Below are 14,853 nucleotides of genomic sequence, written 5' to 3'. Positions count from 1 at the left end.
TGTCGCTAATGGCCAAAGCTGCCGCAGGCAGATCGCCTTGCCAAGCTGGGACAGGTGACAGGTTCCTCGCATTTTGGCCAAGTGGACAGGCGCCCGCTTTGCAGCGAACAAGCGGAAAACGGGCAAGGCGACGAGGATGATGAACGACAGCGGCGAATCAGCGCGTGAACCTGCCCAGCCTTGGCCTGTGGTTCCGGCCGCACACCAGGCGCCGTTCGTGCGCGAGGGGCTGTGGCCGCACCAGACGATTGCCGATCGCGCCGCCGATCTGGCGCGCATCCGGCCCGATGATCCCTGCATCATTGATGATGGCGGCGCGCTGACATTTGCCGCCTTGTGGGCCGATGCCCAGGCACTGGCCGCGTCGCTGCGCGCGCGCGGCTTGGTGCCGGGCGATGTCGTGGCGTTCCAGTTGCCCAACTGGCGCGAGGCGGCGGTGCTGAACCTCGCCTGCGTGATCGCCGGGCTGGTGGTCAACCCGATCGTGCCGATCTATCGCGACGCCGAAATGCGCATGATGCTGGGCGATGGCGCGGCCCGCGCGCTGTTCGTGCCCACGGTGTTCCGCAAGGTGGACCATGCCGCCATGGCCGCCCGGGTGCAGGCCGATCTGCCCGCGCTGACGCATGTGTTCACCGTGCGCGGCGATGGGCCTGATGATCTTGCCAGCCTGGTGGCGGCCGGGCGCGGCCTGCCCGATGCGCGGGTGCCGGTCGATCCCATGGCGGTGAAGATGGTGCTCTATACCTCGGGCACCACCGGGCGGCCCAAGGGCGTGCTGCACAGCCACGCCACGCTGGGCCGGGTAATCGGCCAGAGCGGGGCGTTCTGGGGGCTGAAACCGGGCGAGGCGGTGCTGATGCCATCGCCGGTCACGCATGTGTCGGGCTTTGCCAATGGCCTGGAAATGCCGCTGGTGATGGGCACCTGCACGGTGCTGATGGAAAGCTGGAACGCGCAGGAGGCGCTCGTCCTGATCGCGCGGCATGGCGTGGTTGGCACGGTGGCGGCCACGCCGTTCCTGGTGGAACTGGCCGCTGCCGCGCGCGCGGCGGGGGAAACCCTGCCAACGTTCCGTTTCTTTGCTTGTGGCGGCGCGGCCGTCGCGCCCGAGGTGATCCGTGAGGCGCGATCAGCCTTTGCCCGCTGCGCGCCGTTTCGCGTGTTCGGCAGTTCCGAAGTGCCGCTGGTCAGCTTTGGCTGGCCCGATGACCCTGCGCGTGCGGCGCAGACTGACGGGCGCATCGTCGACTATGCCGTGCGCATCGTCGATGAAGCCGGCCACGATCTGCCCGATGGGAGCGAGGGCGAAATCCTGGCGCGCGGGCCGGCGATGATGATCGGCTATACTGATCCTGCCGAAACCGCCAAGGCAATCGACGCACAGGGCTTTTTCCGCACCGGAGACCTGGGCGTGCGCGACGCCGCCGGCGCCATCACCGTTACCGGGCGCAAGAAAGACCTGATCATTCGCGGCGGCGAAAACATTTCCGCGACCGAGATCGAGCAGGTGCTGGCCACGCACCCGGCCGTGGCCGATTGCGCGGTGGTGGCCATGCCCCATGCCCGGCTGGGCGAGGGGGTCTGCGCGTTCATCGTGGCGCGGGGCGCTGTGGCGGCGGCCGATCTGGCCGCGCATGTGGCGGCCAGTGGCCTTGCCCGGCAGAAGATTCCCGAACGCTTTGAAACGATCGCGGCCCTGCCGCGCACGGCGGCGGGCAAGGTGCGCAAGGATCAGCTGCGCGCGCAGATCGCGCAGATCATTGCGGCAGAGACGCTTCCGGCGCCGGGTTGAGCGGGCCCTGGTGCGCGCCCACCCATTCGCGCCACAGCAGCATCAGCACGGCAACCAGCGCCGGCCCGATCACCAGCCCGATCAGGCCCCAGGTTTCGATCCCGCCCAGGATGGCGAGGAGCACCCACAGGAACGGCAGCCGCGTGGCCCCGCCGATGAACACCGGGCGCACGAAGTGATCGGCCACGAAGATCACCACGCTGCCAAAGACCAGCACGATTACCGCCGCCGCCGCCTTGCCGGCCGCGGCGAGCAGGGCAGCGGCTAGGACGACCGCCGCCACCGCGCCCAGGGGAATGGCCGACAGCAGCGCGGTGAGCAGGCCGAGCAGCGCGGCATGGTCCACCCCGGCAAAGCCATAGGCCAGGCCCATCAATACGCCCTCGCCAAAGCCGATGATGATCAGGCCATTGACCGTGCCGCGCACCGCCAGCACCGCCTGATCGGCCACGCGCAGGCCCAGTTCGCCAAAGGCGCGGCGCGTGCCGATGCGCAAGGCATGGGCCACCCGCGCGCCATCGCGCATCAGGAAGAACAGCGTCAGCAGCATGAAGCTGACCAGCAGCACGCGATGCGCGATCAGGCCGAGGATCTTTTCGCCTGAGGTGAAGTGCAGCTTGTGCGCCTGCATCGACAGCCGGTCGATCGCCTCGGGCGTGGCCAGGGTCTGCTGCCACCAGGCGACCAGATGATCGCCATAGGGCAGGTGCGCCACGAAATCGGGCACCGGCACGCCCTGGGCATGGGCCTGCGCCAGCCACTGCGTCACGGCCATGCTGTCGTGCGCCACGGCGGCGGCGACCATGACCAGCGGGATGACAAACACCAGCAGCACCAGCAGGGTGAACACCGCAGGCAAGACCAGCTTCTGCCCGCGTGGCCAGCGCTGCGCCGCGGCCACATGCAGCGGCCAGAGCGAAACTGCCAGGATGACGCCCCAGCCCAGCGCGGGCAGAAACATCCGCAAGGTCCACAGGCCAGCCAGCGCCAGCAGCACGATGGCAACGACACCGGTTATCCGTTGCGCCCGCGTGGCGTGGTTGCTGCCTTGCGCGGTCCAGGTTCCCGGCGCGTCGTCATCATGGCTTGCTTGCATGCCGCCTGCCTAGCGCAGCACACCGAGCGAAACCAGATGGCAGCGGGCGGTCTTTTTCAGCCGCCCTTGGCCATGGCCGCGGCCATTTCCGCGCGGGTGGGGTTGCGCCGCAAGGTAAGGCCGCCGTTTACCTGGAGGTTTTCCCCGGTCATGAAGCATTCGTCGCTGGCCAGGAACACGGCGGCGGCGGCAATATCGTCGCTCGTGCCGATGCGGCCCAGCGGATAGCCCGCCAGGAAGCTGTCGAACAGGCCGGGCACGGCCTTGGCCTGCGCGGTCATCGGCGTTTCGGTGAGGCCCGGCGAGATCGAATTGGCACGGATGCCTTCCTCGCCAAATTCGTGTGCCACGCAGCGCACCACATGGTCGGTGCCGGCCTTGGTGCCCATGTAGGCGGCGTGATCGTTGAGCATGATCGTGGCTGTGGCGCTGCTGATCTGGATCAGGCTGCCGCCGGTGCCGCCCATGCTGCGCGCCATCTTGCGGATCATCGCCTGGTAGAACTGGAACGGGCCGATGTATTGCAGCGCGGTGATGGTATCGAGTTCATCGCGCGTAGTATCGAGGAACGGCTTGAGCAGGCCCCAGCCGGTGGCGTTGACGGCAATATCCACCCCGCCCATCGCGCCAACCGCCGCATCGGCCATCGCGGCAAGGCTTTCCGGGCTGGTGATGTCGCACGCCGCCCAGTGGCACGCATGGGCACTGGCAAAATCGGCGAGCACGCTTTCCTTGCGCCCGGCGACCAGAACCTGTGCGCCTTCGTCCAGAAAACGGCGCGCGATGTGCTGGCCCATGTTGCCTTCGCTGCTCGCGCCCAGAACCACGGCGCGCTTGCCGTCCAACCTGCCCATCGCTCTCTCCCGCATGACGTTTGCCCGCTTGCTAACACAGGCACGCGCAGGCCATTCCTCTCCAAAAGGGCAGTGGAGCGCGGCCAGGGCGATGCGCCAGTCTGATCCTGCTATCATGGCGCGGCGTGCGCGTCCGAAAGGAACGAGAACATGGATCTGGGACTCAAGGGGAAAAAGGTGATCCTCACCGGCGGCAGCCGGGGCATCGGACGCGCCACGGTAGAGCTGTTCGCCGCCGAAGGCGCCGATGTCGCGTTCTGTTCGCGCAATGCCGAACAGGTGGCCGAAACCGCCGCCGCGCTGGCCGTGCATGGCGGCAAGGTATTTGGCAGCGCATTCGACATGGAAAGCGGCCACGATGCCTATCGCGCTTGGCTGGCGCAGGCGCGCGACGCGCTGGGCGGATGCGATATCTTCGTGCCGATGATCTCCACCAGCGGCGCGGGCGCGACGGGCGATTGGCAGAAAAGCCTGGATTACGACATTATGGGCCTGGTCATCGGGGTGGAGGTGCTGGAAGAGGCGCTGGCCGCCTCGGGCGAGGGCAGCATCGTGGTCACGGCCAGCACGGCCGGCGTGGAAACCTTCATCGTGCCGCAGGGCTATAACGCGCTCAAGGGCGCGCTGCTGGTGCATGCCGGGCAGTTGAGCCAGGCGCTGGGCGCCAAGGGCATTCGCGTCAACAGCGTGTCACCGGGCCCGATCCGTTTTCCCGGCGGCAACTGGGAAGCGATCGAGGGCGTCATGCCCGAACTCTATGCCGCAACGCAGGCGCAGTTCGTGCTGGGCCGCTGGGGCGGGCCCGAAGAAGTGGCGCGCACCGTGGTGTTCCTGGCTAGCCCGGCATCGTCTTTCACCACGGGAACCAATGTGGTGATCGATGGCGGCTATACCAAGCGCGTGCAGTTCTGAGGTTTTGGGGATTGTGCATTTGGGGGGTGAAGCGATTTCTCCCCTCCTCTTCAGAGGAGGGGTCGGGGGTGGTGCGAAGCCTTGCACTACCTTTCCACCACCCCCCGACCCCCTCCTCTGAAGAGGAGGGGGAGAGAGTTTACGCCCCTCACTCCACCGCCAGCACCAGCTTGCCGGTATTGGCGCCAGTGAACAGGCGCATGAATGCGTCATAGGCGTTTTCCAGGCCGTGCTGGATATCCTCGTCCACGCGCAGGCGCCCTTCGCCGATCCATTGCGCCACGGCCGCGCCGCCTTCGGCAAAGCGGGGGACATAGCCGGCAATCAGGAAGCCCTTGATCGTCGCCTGTTTCACGATCACCTGCCACAGGTTGCGAATGCCGATCTTTTCCGGGGCGTTGTATTCGCTGATCAACCCGCACAGCACCACGCGGGCGTGCAGCGCCAGGTTCATCAGCACCGCATCCATCACATCGCCGCCGACGTTTTCGAACAGAATATCCACCCCCTGAGGCGCGGCAGCGGCGATTTCGGCTGAGAGGGCGTCGACCGGCTTGGCCCCGTGCGCGTCCTTGTAGTCGATTGCCATGTCAAAGCCGTAGTCCTGCACCAGGCGGCGGCACTTTTCCGCGCCGCCGGCAATGCCGATGACCCTAAGGCCCAGGATCTTGCCGATCTGGCCCACCATCGATCCCACTGCTCCAGCTGCACCGGTAACCAGAAGGGTTTCTCCAGCGCGCGGGGACGCTGCATCGGTCAGGCCGAAGTAGGCAGTCAGGCCCACCGCGCCCACGGCCGAGAGATAGCGCGAGGGGCTATCGACGATCGACACGTCGATCTTGCTGGTAAAGCCGCCGGGGGTGACCACCGAGTAATCCTCGATCGCGTTAAGGCCCAGCACCCAGTCGCCCACCGCGAAATCGGGATTGCGCGACTCGTGCACCCGACCCACCGTGGTGGCGCGCACGGCATCGCCCAGCGCGATCGGCGGCATATAGCTGGGCGCATCGTCCATCCATCCGCGCTGCGCCGGATCGAGCGAGATGAAATGGTTGCGCACTACCATGCCGCCTTGCGGGGCAGCTGGCACGGCGCCGGTTTCCAGGTGGAAGTCATCGCGCTGTGGTGTGCCGTGTGGGCGCCGTTGCAACAGGAAACGGCGATTTTCCAGGGGGTTCATCATTGCTCTCCCAATCCGGCGGGGCTGCCTTGGCCAGCCCCGATCATGTGCTTGCAGCTTGGCCCAAACCCCGGGGCAAGCACCTATGATTTGTTGCAGTAGGTGTGCGTGCCCTCCCCGGCATAGGTTCCCATCATCAAGGGGCAAGAACCCTGCGGGATAAAGATACTGGGGGAGTGAGAGGATGAAAGGCTGCTTTGCCAATCGTGCTGCGTGCGTGCTTCTGGCCGGGGTCAGCGTGCCGCTGTTCCCTGGGCTGGCCCTGGCCGAAGGGGCGCCTGCGCCGCAAGCGCCGGCGGCCGATGCTGCCCCGCAGGCCGATAGCGCCGTCTCGCAAGACACCAACGCCATCATCGTGACCGCCCGCCGCCGCGCGGAATCGCTGCAGACCACGCCAGTGGCGATCACCGCGGTCAATGCCGCGATGCTGGAAAACAAGGCCGCGGTGAATATCGGCGATCTGCAGGGCGCGGCGCCCGGCTTGCTCATCACCCAGCAGAATTCCGGTGCCCAGGCAGCCAACCTGTCGATCCGCGGGCTGACCTATGCCGATATCGAAAAGAGCCAGACACCAACGGTCGGCGTGGTCGTCGATGGCGTGACCATCGGCACCAATACCGGCCAGTTGCAGGACGCGTTCGATATTGCCCAGATCGAAGTGCTGCGCGGGCCGCAGGGCACGCTGTTTGGCGCCAATACCATCGGCGGCGTGGTCAATATCACGCGCAGCAAGCCGACCATGACCGCCGGCATGAAGGCCGAGTTCACCTATGGCCGCTGGAATACCTGGTCGGGCAAGGCGATCGGCAATTTCGGCAATGGCGAAACCCTGGGCCTCAAGCTGTGGTACTTCCACAACCAGAGCGATGGTTTCTATCACAACGCCACCTACAACCGTTCTGACGGCGCGGCCAAGGGTGACAGCTTTGGCGGCACGATCCTGTTCAAGCCGGCCGATTCCGATTTTACCGCGCAGTTCACTATCGAGAACGTGATCCAGTCGTTCGTGCCGGTGGTGAGCAACCTGGCCAAGACCGGCGAAGTGTTCTGCGCGTTCGAGCCGGCGCAAGAATGCAACCGCAACACCACCACCGATCTCTATACCACGTTCGGCCAGCCGGCGCTCAGCACCTATCACGCCCCCGATGCCACGCTGGAAATGAACTATAACCTGGGCAGCGTTAAGTTGACCTCGATCACCGGCTGGCGCCACAGCGCCGAGCGGCAGACCCAGGATTTCGACGGTTCGTCCACCGATCTCTATTACGTCGATCGCATCCAGAACTACACGCAGTGGAGCCAGGAACTGCGCGCCGCCGGCAACCTGATCCAGGGTTTGGACTATGTGATCGGCGGGTTCTATTTCAACAGCAAGTACGATTTCAAGCAGTGCTCGCGCGTGTTCGGCTTTTCGCCCAACACCCCGCCGTGCACGTTTGACGCCGCGCCGCAGATCGAAAACGCCAAGTCGGAAAGCTATGCCGCCTTTGCCGATTTCAACTGGGCGATCATCGACAAGGTACGCCTGTCGTTCGGCGGGCGCTGGTCGCACGATTACAAGTACCTGGCCAATGGCTTCCTGGGGGCGCCATTCCCGCCCGGTTCGGCCAACTTCTCCAAGTTCACACCCAAGGTCGGCATCGACTATCGCCCCAATTCCGATGCGATGTTCTATGCCAGCTGGTCGCGCGGGTATCGTTCCGGCGGGTTCAGCCCGCGCGCGGGCGACGCGAACTATGCCACCCGGCCGTTCCAGCCCGAAACGCTGGATTCCTATGAAGTGGGCGCCAAGCTCGATCTGTTCGATCACCGCCTGAACATCAACCTGGCCGGCTATATCTCTGATTACAAGAACATGCAGCAGAACACGACGATCCCGTGCGCCTGCTCCACCGGCAACCAGACGATCACCAGCAACGTGCCGGGTGGCGCGCTGATCAAGGGGATCGAGTTCGACGGCTCGCTGCGCGTCAGCTCCAACTTCAAGATCACGGCCTCGGCCGCGCTGATGCAGTCGCACTTCCGCCGCTTCGTGGTGGGCGGCCTGGTCGGTACCACGATCACGCCGTTCGATTATACCGCCAACCGCCTGATCTATGCGCCCACGTTCTCGGGCTCGATCAGCGGCGACTATACCGTCCCCACCGATTTCGGCAGCGTGGTCAGCTCGCTGTCGTGGCGGCACATCAGCCCCTATGACGAGCAGATCTCGATCGCATCGAGCGCGGCGGGCACCACGGCGCTCGGCACGCCCGGCCAGATCGTGAGCGGCAACGATGCGCGCGTGCGTACGGTGACCCAGGATCTGGTCGATGCCAGCCTGACGCTCAATTTCAAGATCAACAAGACTGATGCCTATCTGCGCGTGTTCGGGCGCAACCTTGCCGATATCCGCACCACCACCCATGCCTTTACCGTGGCGGGGCTGTGGTCATTCGGCATGGCGCTCGAACCGCGCACCTATGGCGGCACGATCGGTTTCAAGTTCTGATGGCCGGTCGGGATCGGGCCGCGCCTGGTCCCGGCCCCCGCCAGGGTCGCACAAGAAAGGAAACAGCATGAAGCGCTTGGAAGGCAAGATCGCCCTCGTTACCGGCGGGGCATCGGTGCCCGGGCTGGGCAGTGCCACGGCCATCCGCTTTGCCCAGGAAGGTGCGCGGGTCTATGTCACTGATCGCGATCTGACCGGCGCGGAACAGGTGGCGCAATCGATCTGCGATGCCGGCGGGGTGGCCACCGCGCTCGCGCATGACGTGACCTCGGAAGCCGATTGGGACCGGGTGATCGCCGCGATCGATGCCGCCGATGGGGCGCTCGACATTATCGTCAACAATGCCGGCATCGCCGTGCTGGGCGAATTCGACAAGGTGACCACGGCCGATTGGCTGCGGCAGAACGACGTGAACCTCAACAGCGTGTTCCAGGGCACGCAGCGCGCGTTCGTGATGATGCGCCGTCCGGGCGCCGATGGCCGCGCGCGCGGCGGATCGATCATCAACATTTCGTCGGTGGCCGGGCTGATCGGCGTGCCGGGCTGCGCCGCCTATGCCGCCAGCAAGGGCGGGGTGCGGCTGTTTTCCAAGGTTGTCGCACTGGAAGGGGCCACCGACGGCATCCGCTGCAACACGGTGCATCCGGGCATGATCGCCACCAATATCCAGGGCGTGGCGCTGGAAGACAATGCCGCCAACTATGACGCGGTGATGGGCCTGGTGCCGATGGGCTATATGGGCGCGCCCGAAGATATCGCTAACATGAACCTGTTCCTCGCGTCGGACGAGGCACGCTATATCACCGGCGCAGAGTTCGTGGTGGACGGCGGGATGACCGCGCGCTGAGGGCATACGGGGCAGCAGCTGAGGCTCTTTCTCACCACTGTCCCCCCGGGCCAAGTCCGGGGTGACGTAGTATATTGGCTTAACGCAGGTCTTGGTGCGCCACCCAGCGCATCGCGTTTTCCAGCAAGGCGCGATAGGGCGCGCTGTTCCATGCGCCGGGGCCATCGCCGGGCTGGAGATAGACCAGCCGGCTGGCCAGCGCCTGCTTGGCCCAGCCGATCAGCGGTGGCGCGAGCGGATGGTCCCAGCCGTGGTTGGCAAACATCGCGCCGCGCACCGCAAGGTCTGCCGACCAGAAGTGATCGCGCGTGAACGGCGCATCGCAGGTGAGCAGCGGCACCACCTCATCGGCAAAGACCTGCGCCAGGTAAAGCTCGTCCACCACAGGAAATTCCGTGGGGATTCCGTGGGTAACGGGATGAGCATGGGTCTGGGCGGTATAGGCCACATCGTGGCGATAGCCGCTGTCGGGCGCAAGTTGGCCGCGCACCATGGCCGGCCGGTACAGGAACTGACCGCCCAGCCATTCATGATAGTCGGCCCAGGTGGGCCAGGCCGCCAGCGCATGGTGCAGCGCCACCACGCCCTTGCCCTGTTCCAGCAGCGCGCGAAAGCCGGCCTGCAACTGCGGCGAGGGTGCTAGCATGGCGGGCGGCTCGGCCGCTTCGAAATCGAGGCCGGGCATGTCGTAGAGCACGAGCACGTCGAATTCGGCCATGCCGTCGGGGTTCATCAGCAGGGCGGCGGCGGGCTGGTCCACCATCGTCGCGCTGACGCCGTCCATCGCCTGGAACATGGCATCAAAGCCGGTGCGATCAAACGGATGGCCACGCACCGCCACCAGCGCACGCAGCCCGGCATGATGGCGAATGATAGGCATTACAACCCCTTGGGCGCGATCTGCCGGTGGATGTTGCGGAACGTGCGCGCCTTGAAATACCAGCGGCCATCGATGCGGATGCATTCATCGTCATACTGCCCGCGATCGCGGTGCACGCCATCGGGCCAGTCATAGACCTCGGCGGTGTAGGACCGCAGCGTGGCGCGATCGCCATCGACCACGATGCTGCCGGGCCAGGCTTCGAACATGATGCTGGGATAATGCTTCATCGCTTCCACCCACATCGCCACGATCGCGGCGCGGCCACAGGTGGTGCCGATTTCGGGATAATCGGGCAGCGACCATTGCGCATCCTCGGCCCAGGTTTCCCCCCAGGCCTGCGCATCGCAGCGCGTCACCGCATCGGCATAGGTTTCAAGCAGTTCGCGCAAGGCCAGGCGATCTTCGGCGGGGCCGGCAAAGGGCATGGGGGTCTCTCCCGTTATGGCTTTGGCCCCGACCATAGCCGTGGGGCAGGGCCACGGCGCCTAGCCGATTGCACAGGCGGTGCACGGCCGGTGAGCGCGCGGCAATCGATTTTGTCAAACACAGGCATTGTCAGCAGGGGCAATGATAGCGTAACCATTGCCGAGAATACGGGGGTTCGAGCCCGATTGGCAGCAGCCCTGGCATTGGCCCTGGCGGCCTGATCTGGTGCAGTGATCCGCACACTTTCGCGCCAGAACACAACCAAGCCAGAACACTATCAAGGAAGAGGACAGCATGAGCAGAATCAGTCGTCGCGATCTGGGCCGTGGGTTGGGCGTGGCCGCCCTGGGCGCATCGATCGGCGGGACGCACCCCGTGCTGGCACAAACCGCAACTGCGGCCGGCACCGCGGCTGGCGCGGGCGATGACCTGGCATTCCCGGCCGATTTTGCCTGGGGCTGCGCCACCGCAGCCTATCAGATCGAAGGCGCGGTGAAGGAAGACGGCCGAGGGCCCACCAACTGGGACATCTTTTCCCACACTCCGGGCAAGGTTGCCCACGGCGATACCGGCGATGTGGCGTGTGACAGCTATCACCGCTATCCCGAGGATATTGCCCTGCTCAAGGCACTGGGCGTCAAGGCCTATCGCTTTTCGGTGGCATGGTCGCGCATCTTCCCGGAAGGGAAGGGCAAGCCCAATGCCAAGGGGCTGGATTACTACAACCGCCTGGTCGATGGCCTGCTGGCCGCCGGCATCACCCCGCATGTCACGCTGTTTCACTGGGATCTGCCCGCCGCGCTGCCCGGCGGCTGGCAGAACCGCGATACTGCGCTGGCCTTTGCCGACTATGCCGGGTTCATGGCCGGCAAGCTGACCGACCGCGTCAAGCATGTCATGACGGTCAACGAACTGCGCTGCTTTACCGACCTGAGCTATATGACCGGGGGCAAGGCGCCCGGCCTCAAGCTGCCGATGGGCGAGGTTAACCAGGTGCGCCACCATGGCGTGCTGGCCCATGGCCTGGGCGTGCAGGCGATCCGCGCCCATGCCCGCCCCGGCACGCAGGTGGGCCTGGCGGACAACGCGACGATCTTTGTGCCTGCGCTGGAAACGCCCGAGCATATCGACGCGGTCAAGCGCGCGGTGCGCGAGGAAAACGCCATGTTCCTCACCGCCATCATGGAAGGCCGCTATATCGACAGCTACCTGGCCGCGCAGGGCAAGGACGCGCCCAAGGTGCAGGCCGGCGACATGGCCGCGATCGGCAGCCCGCTCGATTTCGTCTCGGTCAACATCTACACCGGCAACACCGTGCGCGCCGATGCCAGCAAGCCTGGCGGCTATGAGATCCTGCCGCACCTGCCGCAGTCGCCGCGCATGGCCTCGCCCTGGCTCTATGTCACGCCCGAGGTGATGTATTGGGGGCTGCGCACCATCAACGAGCTGTGGAAGCCCAAGGCGCTGTACATTTCCGAAAACGGCTGTTCGGCCGATGATGCCGTGGCGGCCGATGGCAAGGTCTATGACGCCGATCGCGTGATGTACCTGCGCAACTACCTCACCCACCTGCAGCGCGCCACGCGCGAGGGGCTGCCGGTGAAGGGCTATTTCCTGTGGAGCCTGATGGACAATTTCGAATGGGAGGATGGCTATACCAAGCTGTTCGGCATCCACCACGTCGATTTTGCCACGCAGAAGCGCACCCCCAAGATGAGCGCGGACTGGTATCGCGAAGTCATCCGCACCAATCGTCTGGTCTGAGCGAAAGGACCGACCGATGACGACCACGATCGCGCCCTCGCGCCGCGCCCTGCTGGGTGGCCTCGCCACGCTCGGCGCCCTCGCCGCCGCCAGCCCCAAGGCGAGCGCCGGTCCCACGGCGATCCACTATGGCGGCCCCTCAATTCCGCTGTGGCCCGGTGCCGCGCCGGGCGCGCCGGCTACCTTGCCCAAGCGCCGGATCGAGCAGCGCAGCCAGAGCGCAGCGTTCGACGATCGCTGGCTCTATGGCGTGGCCACGCCCACGATCGAGGTGCGCCGGCCGGCCTATCAGGATGGCTCGGCCGTGATCCTGGTGCCGGGCGGCGGCTATGGCTTCCTGTCGATCGACAACGAGGGGGAAGAGCAGGCCAACTGGCTGACCCAGCGCGGGGTGACCTGCTTTATCCTCTATTACCGCCTGCCGGGCGAAGGCTGGGGCGATCGTGGCCTGGTGCCCTTGCAGGATATGCAGCGCGCCATCCGCCTGGTGCGCCATCGCGCCGGCGAATTCGGCATCGATCCGGCGCGGGTGGCAGTGCTGGGCTTTTCGGCCGGCGGGCACCTGGCCGGCAGCCTGGCGACGCGCTTTGCCGAGAAGACCTATGCCCCGCGCGACGCGGCCGACGCGCTTTCGGCGCGGCCTGACCTCGCCGGGCTGATCTATCCGGTGATCACCTTGAGCGAGACGTTCGTCCACGCCGGTTCGCGCGACAACCTGCTGGGCCCCGGCGCCACGACGGCGGCGGCGCGGGCAGGCTCGGTGGAACAGCGGGTGGGCGCAGACACGCCGCCCACGTTCCTGACCGCCGCCTCCGACGATGGCCTGGTGCCGATCCAGAACAGCCTGGCGATGTATCAGGCGCTGCTGGCCAAAGCGCGGCCCTGCGAATTCCACGGCTTCGACCAAGGCGGCCACGGCTTTGGCGCGCGCCTGCCGCAAACCGTGCCGGCCCATGGCTGGCCCGATCTGTTCCACGCCTTTGGCCGGCGGCACGGGGTGTTCAAGGGCTGATCGCGAGGGCTTAGGGTTTCGGCGACCAGCCGAAGCCCTCAATGATCGACCGGCATTTCATCCATGCCGGGCGGGGTGGCGGGCACGGCGACTTCCACCACGCCATCGCTTTCGCGCACCGGGAAGCGGCGCAGGGATGGATAGGCGCCGCCGATGCAGTGGCCGTCAGCCAGGTCGAAGCGCGCGCCGTGGAGCGGGCACATCAGCGCGCCGCGGCGGATGCGGCCGGTGGAAAGGCGCGCGGCGGCATGGGTGCAGCGGTCGTTGACCGCCACGATCGTGTCTTCATGGCGCGTCAGCAGCACCTGCCAGCCGCCGACTGCGTGCACGCTGGCTTGGCCTTCGGCAATATGGTCTGCGCTGCCGATCGGGTGCCAGACTTGCTCTTCCACGGCGCGTTGCTCCTTGTCGGTGGTCGGTTGGTCAGATTTCCACCAGCGTCTTGCCGGTGGTTTGCCCCTGCATCAAGGCGATGAATGCGTCCGGCAGGCTTTCGAAGCCGTGGTGGACGTTTTCGAGCGGCACCAGTTCGCCCCGGCCGTGCAGATCATCGAGCATGGCCTGCGCCTCGGCCAGGCGATCGGCGTGGTCATAGGTCAGGAAACCGCGCAAGGTCAGCCGCTTGACCACCAGTTGCCATAGCTGCGTCACGCCGTGGGGATGATCGGCATCATTGTATTGCGCGATCATGCCGCACAGCGCGATGCGCCCGCCTTCGCGCATGCGCGGCAGGACCAGATCGAGCAGCGGGCCGCCGACATTGTCGAAATAGACATCGATGCCCTGCGGCGCGGCGGCATCGAGCGCGGCGGCCAGCGCATCTGGCGCCACGCGGTGGTCGATCGCTGCGTCTGCGCCCAGGCGCCCCACCAGCGCGGCCTTGTCTGCCCCGCCAGCCAGGCCCACTACGCGGCAGCCCATCGCGCGCGCCAGTTGCACCACCGTGCTGCCGGTGGCGCCGGCTGCGGCGCTGACCAGCACGGTATCGCCCGGCCGCGCCTGGCCCACCGCGACAAGGCCCACCCAGGCCGTCAGCCCCACTGGCCCCAGCGCGCCCATATAGGCACGCAGCGGCACGCCCGGTTGCGGTGTAACGCGTTCCAGCCCCAGCGCATCGGGCGTGATGACATAGTGTTCCGACCAGGTGCCGAGCACGCGCACCAGCGTGCCCACCGGCCAATCGAGATGGCGGCTGGCGACAACCTCGCCCAGCGACATACCGGTGACCGGCGCATCGATCGCCACCGGCGGCAGGTAGGATGGACGATCATCGAGGAAGCCGCGGATCGCCGGATCGACCGAGCCGACGCGCATGCGCACCAGCATCTGGCCATCGTCCAGCACCGGCATGGGGGTTTCCACCAGGGCAAAGCAATCGGGCGTGGGCACGCCCACCGGCCGGCGGCGCAAGACGATGTGGCGCACGGTGGCGGGCAGGGCAGCAGCGGTGGGCGCAGCAGGGGGCGTCTGATCGGGCATCCGTCTTCCAGCGTTGTGTTCTTGTCTATCCATGCCTGATAGGCGCTTGGCCCGCCGTGGCGCTCTAGCTTTTTCGCTAGGTGGCGTGGCGCTGGGGCGGGGCGATGATGGCGC

At 66.2% G+C, this 14,853-nt stretch carries 13 protein-coding genes; 6 read left to right on the top strand and 7 right to left on the bottom strand.

Annotated elements, in window-relative coordinates:
* Positions 1–136: 136 nt before the first annotated feature.
* A complete protein-coding gene (locus C8K14_RS00190) occupies positions 137–1,795 on the top strand; it encodes an AMP-binding protein (protein ID WP_233250820.1) in 1,659 nt (552 codons plus the stop codon).
* Here C8K14_RS00190 and C8K14_RS00185 read toward each other — a convergent pair.
* Both C8K14_RS00185 and C8K14_RS00180 read right to left on the bottom strand, forming a co-directional pair.
* Positions 1,761–2,891 (bottom strand): AI-2E family transporter, encoded by a 1,131-nt coding sequence (locus C8K14_RS00185; RefSeq protein ID WP_107715230.1) that lies wholly within the window; start codon positions 2,889–2,891, stop codon positions 1,761–1,763. The genes C8K14_RS00190 and C8K14_RS00185 overlap by 35 nt on opposite strands.
* Before the next feature lie 56 nt (positions 2,892–2,947).
* Positions 2,948–3,745 (bottom strand): SDR family oxidoreductase, encoded by a 798-nt coding sequence (locus C8K14_RS00180; RefSeq protein WP_107715229.1) that lies wholly within the window; start codon positions 3,743–3,745, stop codon positions 2,948–2,950.
* 150 nt (positions 3,746–3,895) lie between these two features.
* On the opposite strand from C8K14_RS00180, the gene C8K14_RS00175 reads away from it, so the two are divergent.
* Positions 3,896–4,657, top strand: coding sequence for an SDR family NAD(P)-dependent oxidoreductase (locus C8K14_RS00175; protein ID WP_107715228.1), 762 nt, complete (start codon positions 3,896–3,898; stop codon positions 4,655–4,657).
* A gap of 148 nt (positions 4,658–4,805) precedes the next feature.
* On the opposite strand, the gene C8K14_RS00170 is transcribed toward C8K14_RS00175, so the two are convergent.
* On the bottom strand, positions 4,806–5,837 hold the full coding sequence (locus C8K14_RS00170) for an NADP-dependent oxidoreductase (protein ID WP_107715445.1): 1,032 nt from the start codon (positions 5,835–5,837) through the stop codon (positions 4,806–4,808).
* Positions 5,838–6,054: 217 nt separating this feature from the next.
* On the opposite strand from C8K14_RS00170, the gene C8K14_RS00165 reads away from it, so the two are divergent.
* Together C8K14_RS00165 and C8K14_RS00160 are read left to right on the top strand one after the other, a co-directional pair.
* Positions 6,055–8,328, top strand: a complete 2,274-nt coding sequence (locus tag C8K14_RS00165; RefSeq protein ID WP_233250819.1) for a TonB-dependent receptor — start codon at positions 6,055–6,057, stop codon at positions 8,326–8,328.
* A 67-nt stretch (positions 8,329–8,395) separates the two neighbouring features.
* Complete coding sequence (locus tag C8K14_RS00160) at positions 8,396–9,175, top strand: SDR family NAD(P)-dependent oxidoreductase (protein WP_107715226.1); 780 nt, start codon at positions 8,396–8,398, stop codon at positions 9,173–9,175.
* A 79-nt stretch (positions 9,176–9,254) separates the two neighbouring features.
* On the opposite strand, the gene C8K14_RS00155 is transcribed toward C8K14_RS00160, so the two are convergent.
* Positions 9,255–10,055: a ThuA domain-containing protein gene (locus C8K14_RS00155; RefSeq protein ID WP_369974020.1), complete on the bottom strand. Its 801-nt coding sequence runs from the start codon at positions 10,053–10,055 to the stop codon at positions 9,255–9,257.
* Positions 10,055–10,483, bottom strand: a complete 429-nt coding sequence (locus tag C8K14_RS00150) for a nuclear transport factor 2 family protein (protein ID WP_107715224.1) — start codon at positions 10,481–10,483, stop codon at positions 10,055–10,057. Before C8K14_RS00150 ends, C8K14_RS00155 begins: the two co-directional genes overlap by 1 nt.
* 295 nt (positions 10,484–10,778) lie before the next feature.
* Here C8K14_RS00150 and C8K14_RS00145 point away from each other — a divergent pair, with 295 nt between their 5' ends.
* Both C8K14_RS00145 and C8K14_RS00140 read left to right on the top strand, forming a co-directional pair.
* Positions 10,779–12,248, top strand: coding sequence for a GH1 family beta-glucosidase (locus C8K14_RS00145; RefSeq protein ID WP_107715223.1), 1,470 nt, complete (start codon positions 10,779–10,781; stop codon positions 12,246–12,248).
* Between the two features lie 16 nt (positions 12,249–12,264).
* A complete protein-coding gene (locus C8K14_RS00140; RefSeq protein WP_107715222.1) occupies positions 12,265–13,260 on the top strand; it encodes an alpha/beta hydrolase in 996 nt (331 codons plus the stop codon).
* 38 nt (positions 13,261–13,298) lie between these two features.
* On the opposite strand, the gene C8K14_RS00135 is transcribed toward C8K14_RS00140, so the two are convergent.
* Together C8K14_RS00135 and C8K14_RS00130 are read right to left on the bottom strand one after the other, a co-directional pair.
* The gene (locus C8K14_RS00135) at positions 13,299–13,652 is read right to left on the bottom strand and encodes a Rieske (2Fe-2S) protein (RefSeq protein ID WP_107715221.1); all 354 of its coding nucleotides are present in this window, start codon (positions 13,650–13,652) and stop codon (positions 13,299–13,301) included.
* Between the two features lie 31 nt (positions 13,653–13,683).
* The gene (locus tag C8K14_RS00130) at positions 13,684–14,739 is read right to left on the bottom strand and encodes an NADP-dependent oxidoreductase (protein WP_107715220.1); all 1,056 of its coding nucleotides are present in this window, start codon (positions 14,737–14,739) and stop codon (positions 13,684–13,686) included.
* Positions 14,740–14,853 lie beyond the last annotated feature (114 nt).

It is taken from the genome of Novosphingobium sp. GV079, assembly GCF_003058045.1.
In the GTDB taxonomy this organism is placed as follows: domain Bacteria; phylum Pseudomonadota; class Alphaproteobacteria; order Sphingomonadales; family Sphingomonadaceae; genus Novosphingobium; species Novosphingobium capsulatum.
The sequence above is the reverse complement of the archived record's forward strand: the minus strand, read 5'-3'. Positions and strand labels throughout refer to the sequence as shown.

Coding starts and splice junctions, on each gene's coding strand:
- C8K14_RS00190 (WP_233250820.1), top strand. CDS start 137: ATGATGAACGACAGCGGCGAATCAGCGCGTGAACCTGCCCAGCCTTGG.
- C8K14_RS00185 (WP_107715230.1), bottom strand. CDS start 2,891: ATGCAAGCAAGCCATGATGACGACGCGCCGGGAACCTGGACCGCGCAA.
- C8K14_RS00180 (WP_107715229.1), bottom strand. CDS start 3,745: ATGGGCAGGTTGGACGGCAAGCGCGCCGTGGTTCTGGGCGCGAGCAGC.
- C8K14_RS00175 (WP_107715228.1), top strand. CDS start 3,896: ATGGATCTGGGACTCAAGGGGAAAAAGGTGATCCTCACCGGCGGCAGC.
- C8K14_RS00170 (WP_107715445.1), bottom strand. CDS start 5,837: ATGAACCCCCTGGAAAATCGCCGTTTCCTGTTGCAACGGCGCCCACAC.
- C8K14_RS00160 (WP_107715226.1), top strand. CDS start 8,396: ATGAAGCGCTTGGAAGGCAAGATCGCCCTCGTTACCGGCGGGGCATCG.
- C8K14_RS00155 (WP_369974020.1), bottom strand. CDS start 10,055: ATGCCTATCATTCGCCATCATGCCGGGCTGCGTGCGCTGGTGGCGGTG.
- C8K14_RS00150 (WP_107715224.1), bottom strand. CDS start 10,483: ATGCCCTTTGCCGGCCCCGCCGAAGATCGCCTGGCCTTGCGCGAACTG.
- C8K14_RS00145 (WP_107715223.1), top strand. CDS start 10,779: ATGAGCAGAATCAGTCGTCGCGATCTGGGCCGTGGGTTGGGCGTGGCC.
- C8K14_RS00140 (WP_107715222.1), top strand. CDS start 12,265: ATGACGACCACGATCGCGCCCTCGCGCCGCGCCCTGCTGGGTGGCCTC.
- C8K14_RS00130 (WP_107715220.1), bottom strand. CDS start 14,739: ATGCCCGATCAGACGCCCCCTGCTGCGCCCACCGCTGCTGCCCTGCCC.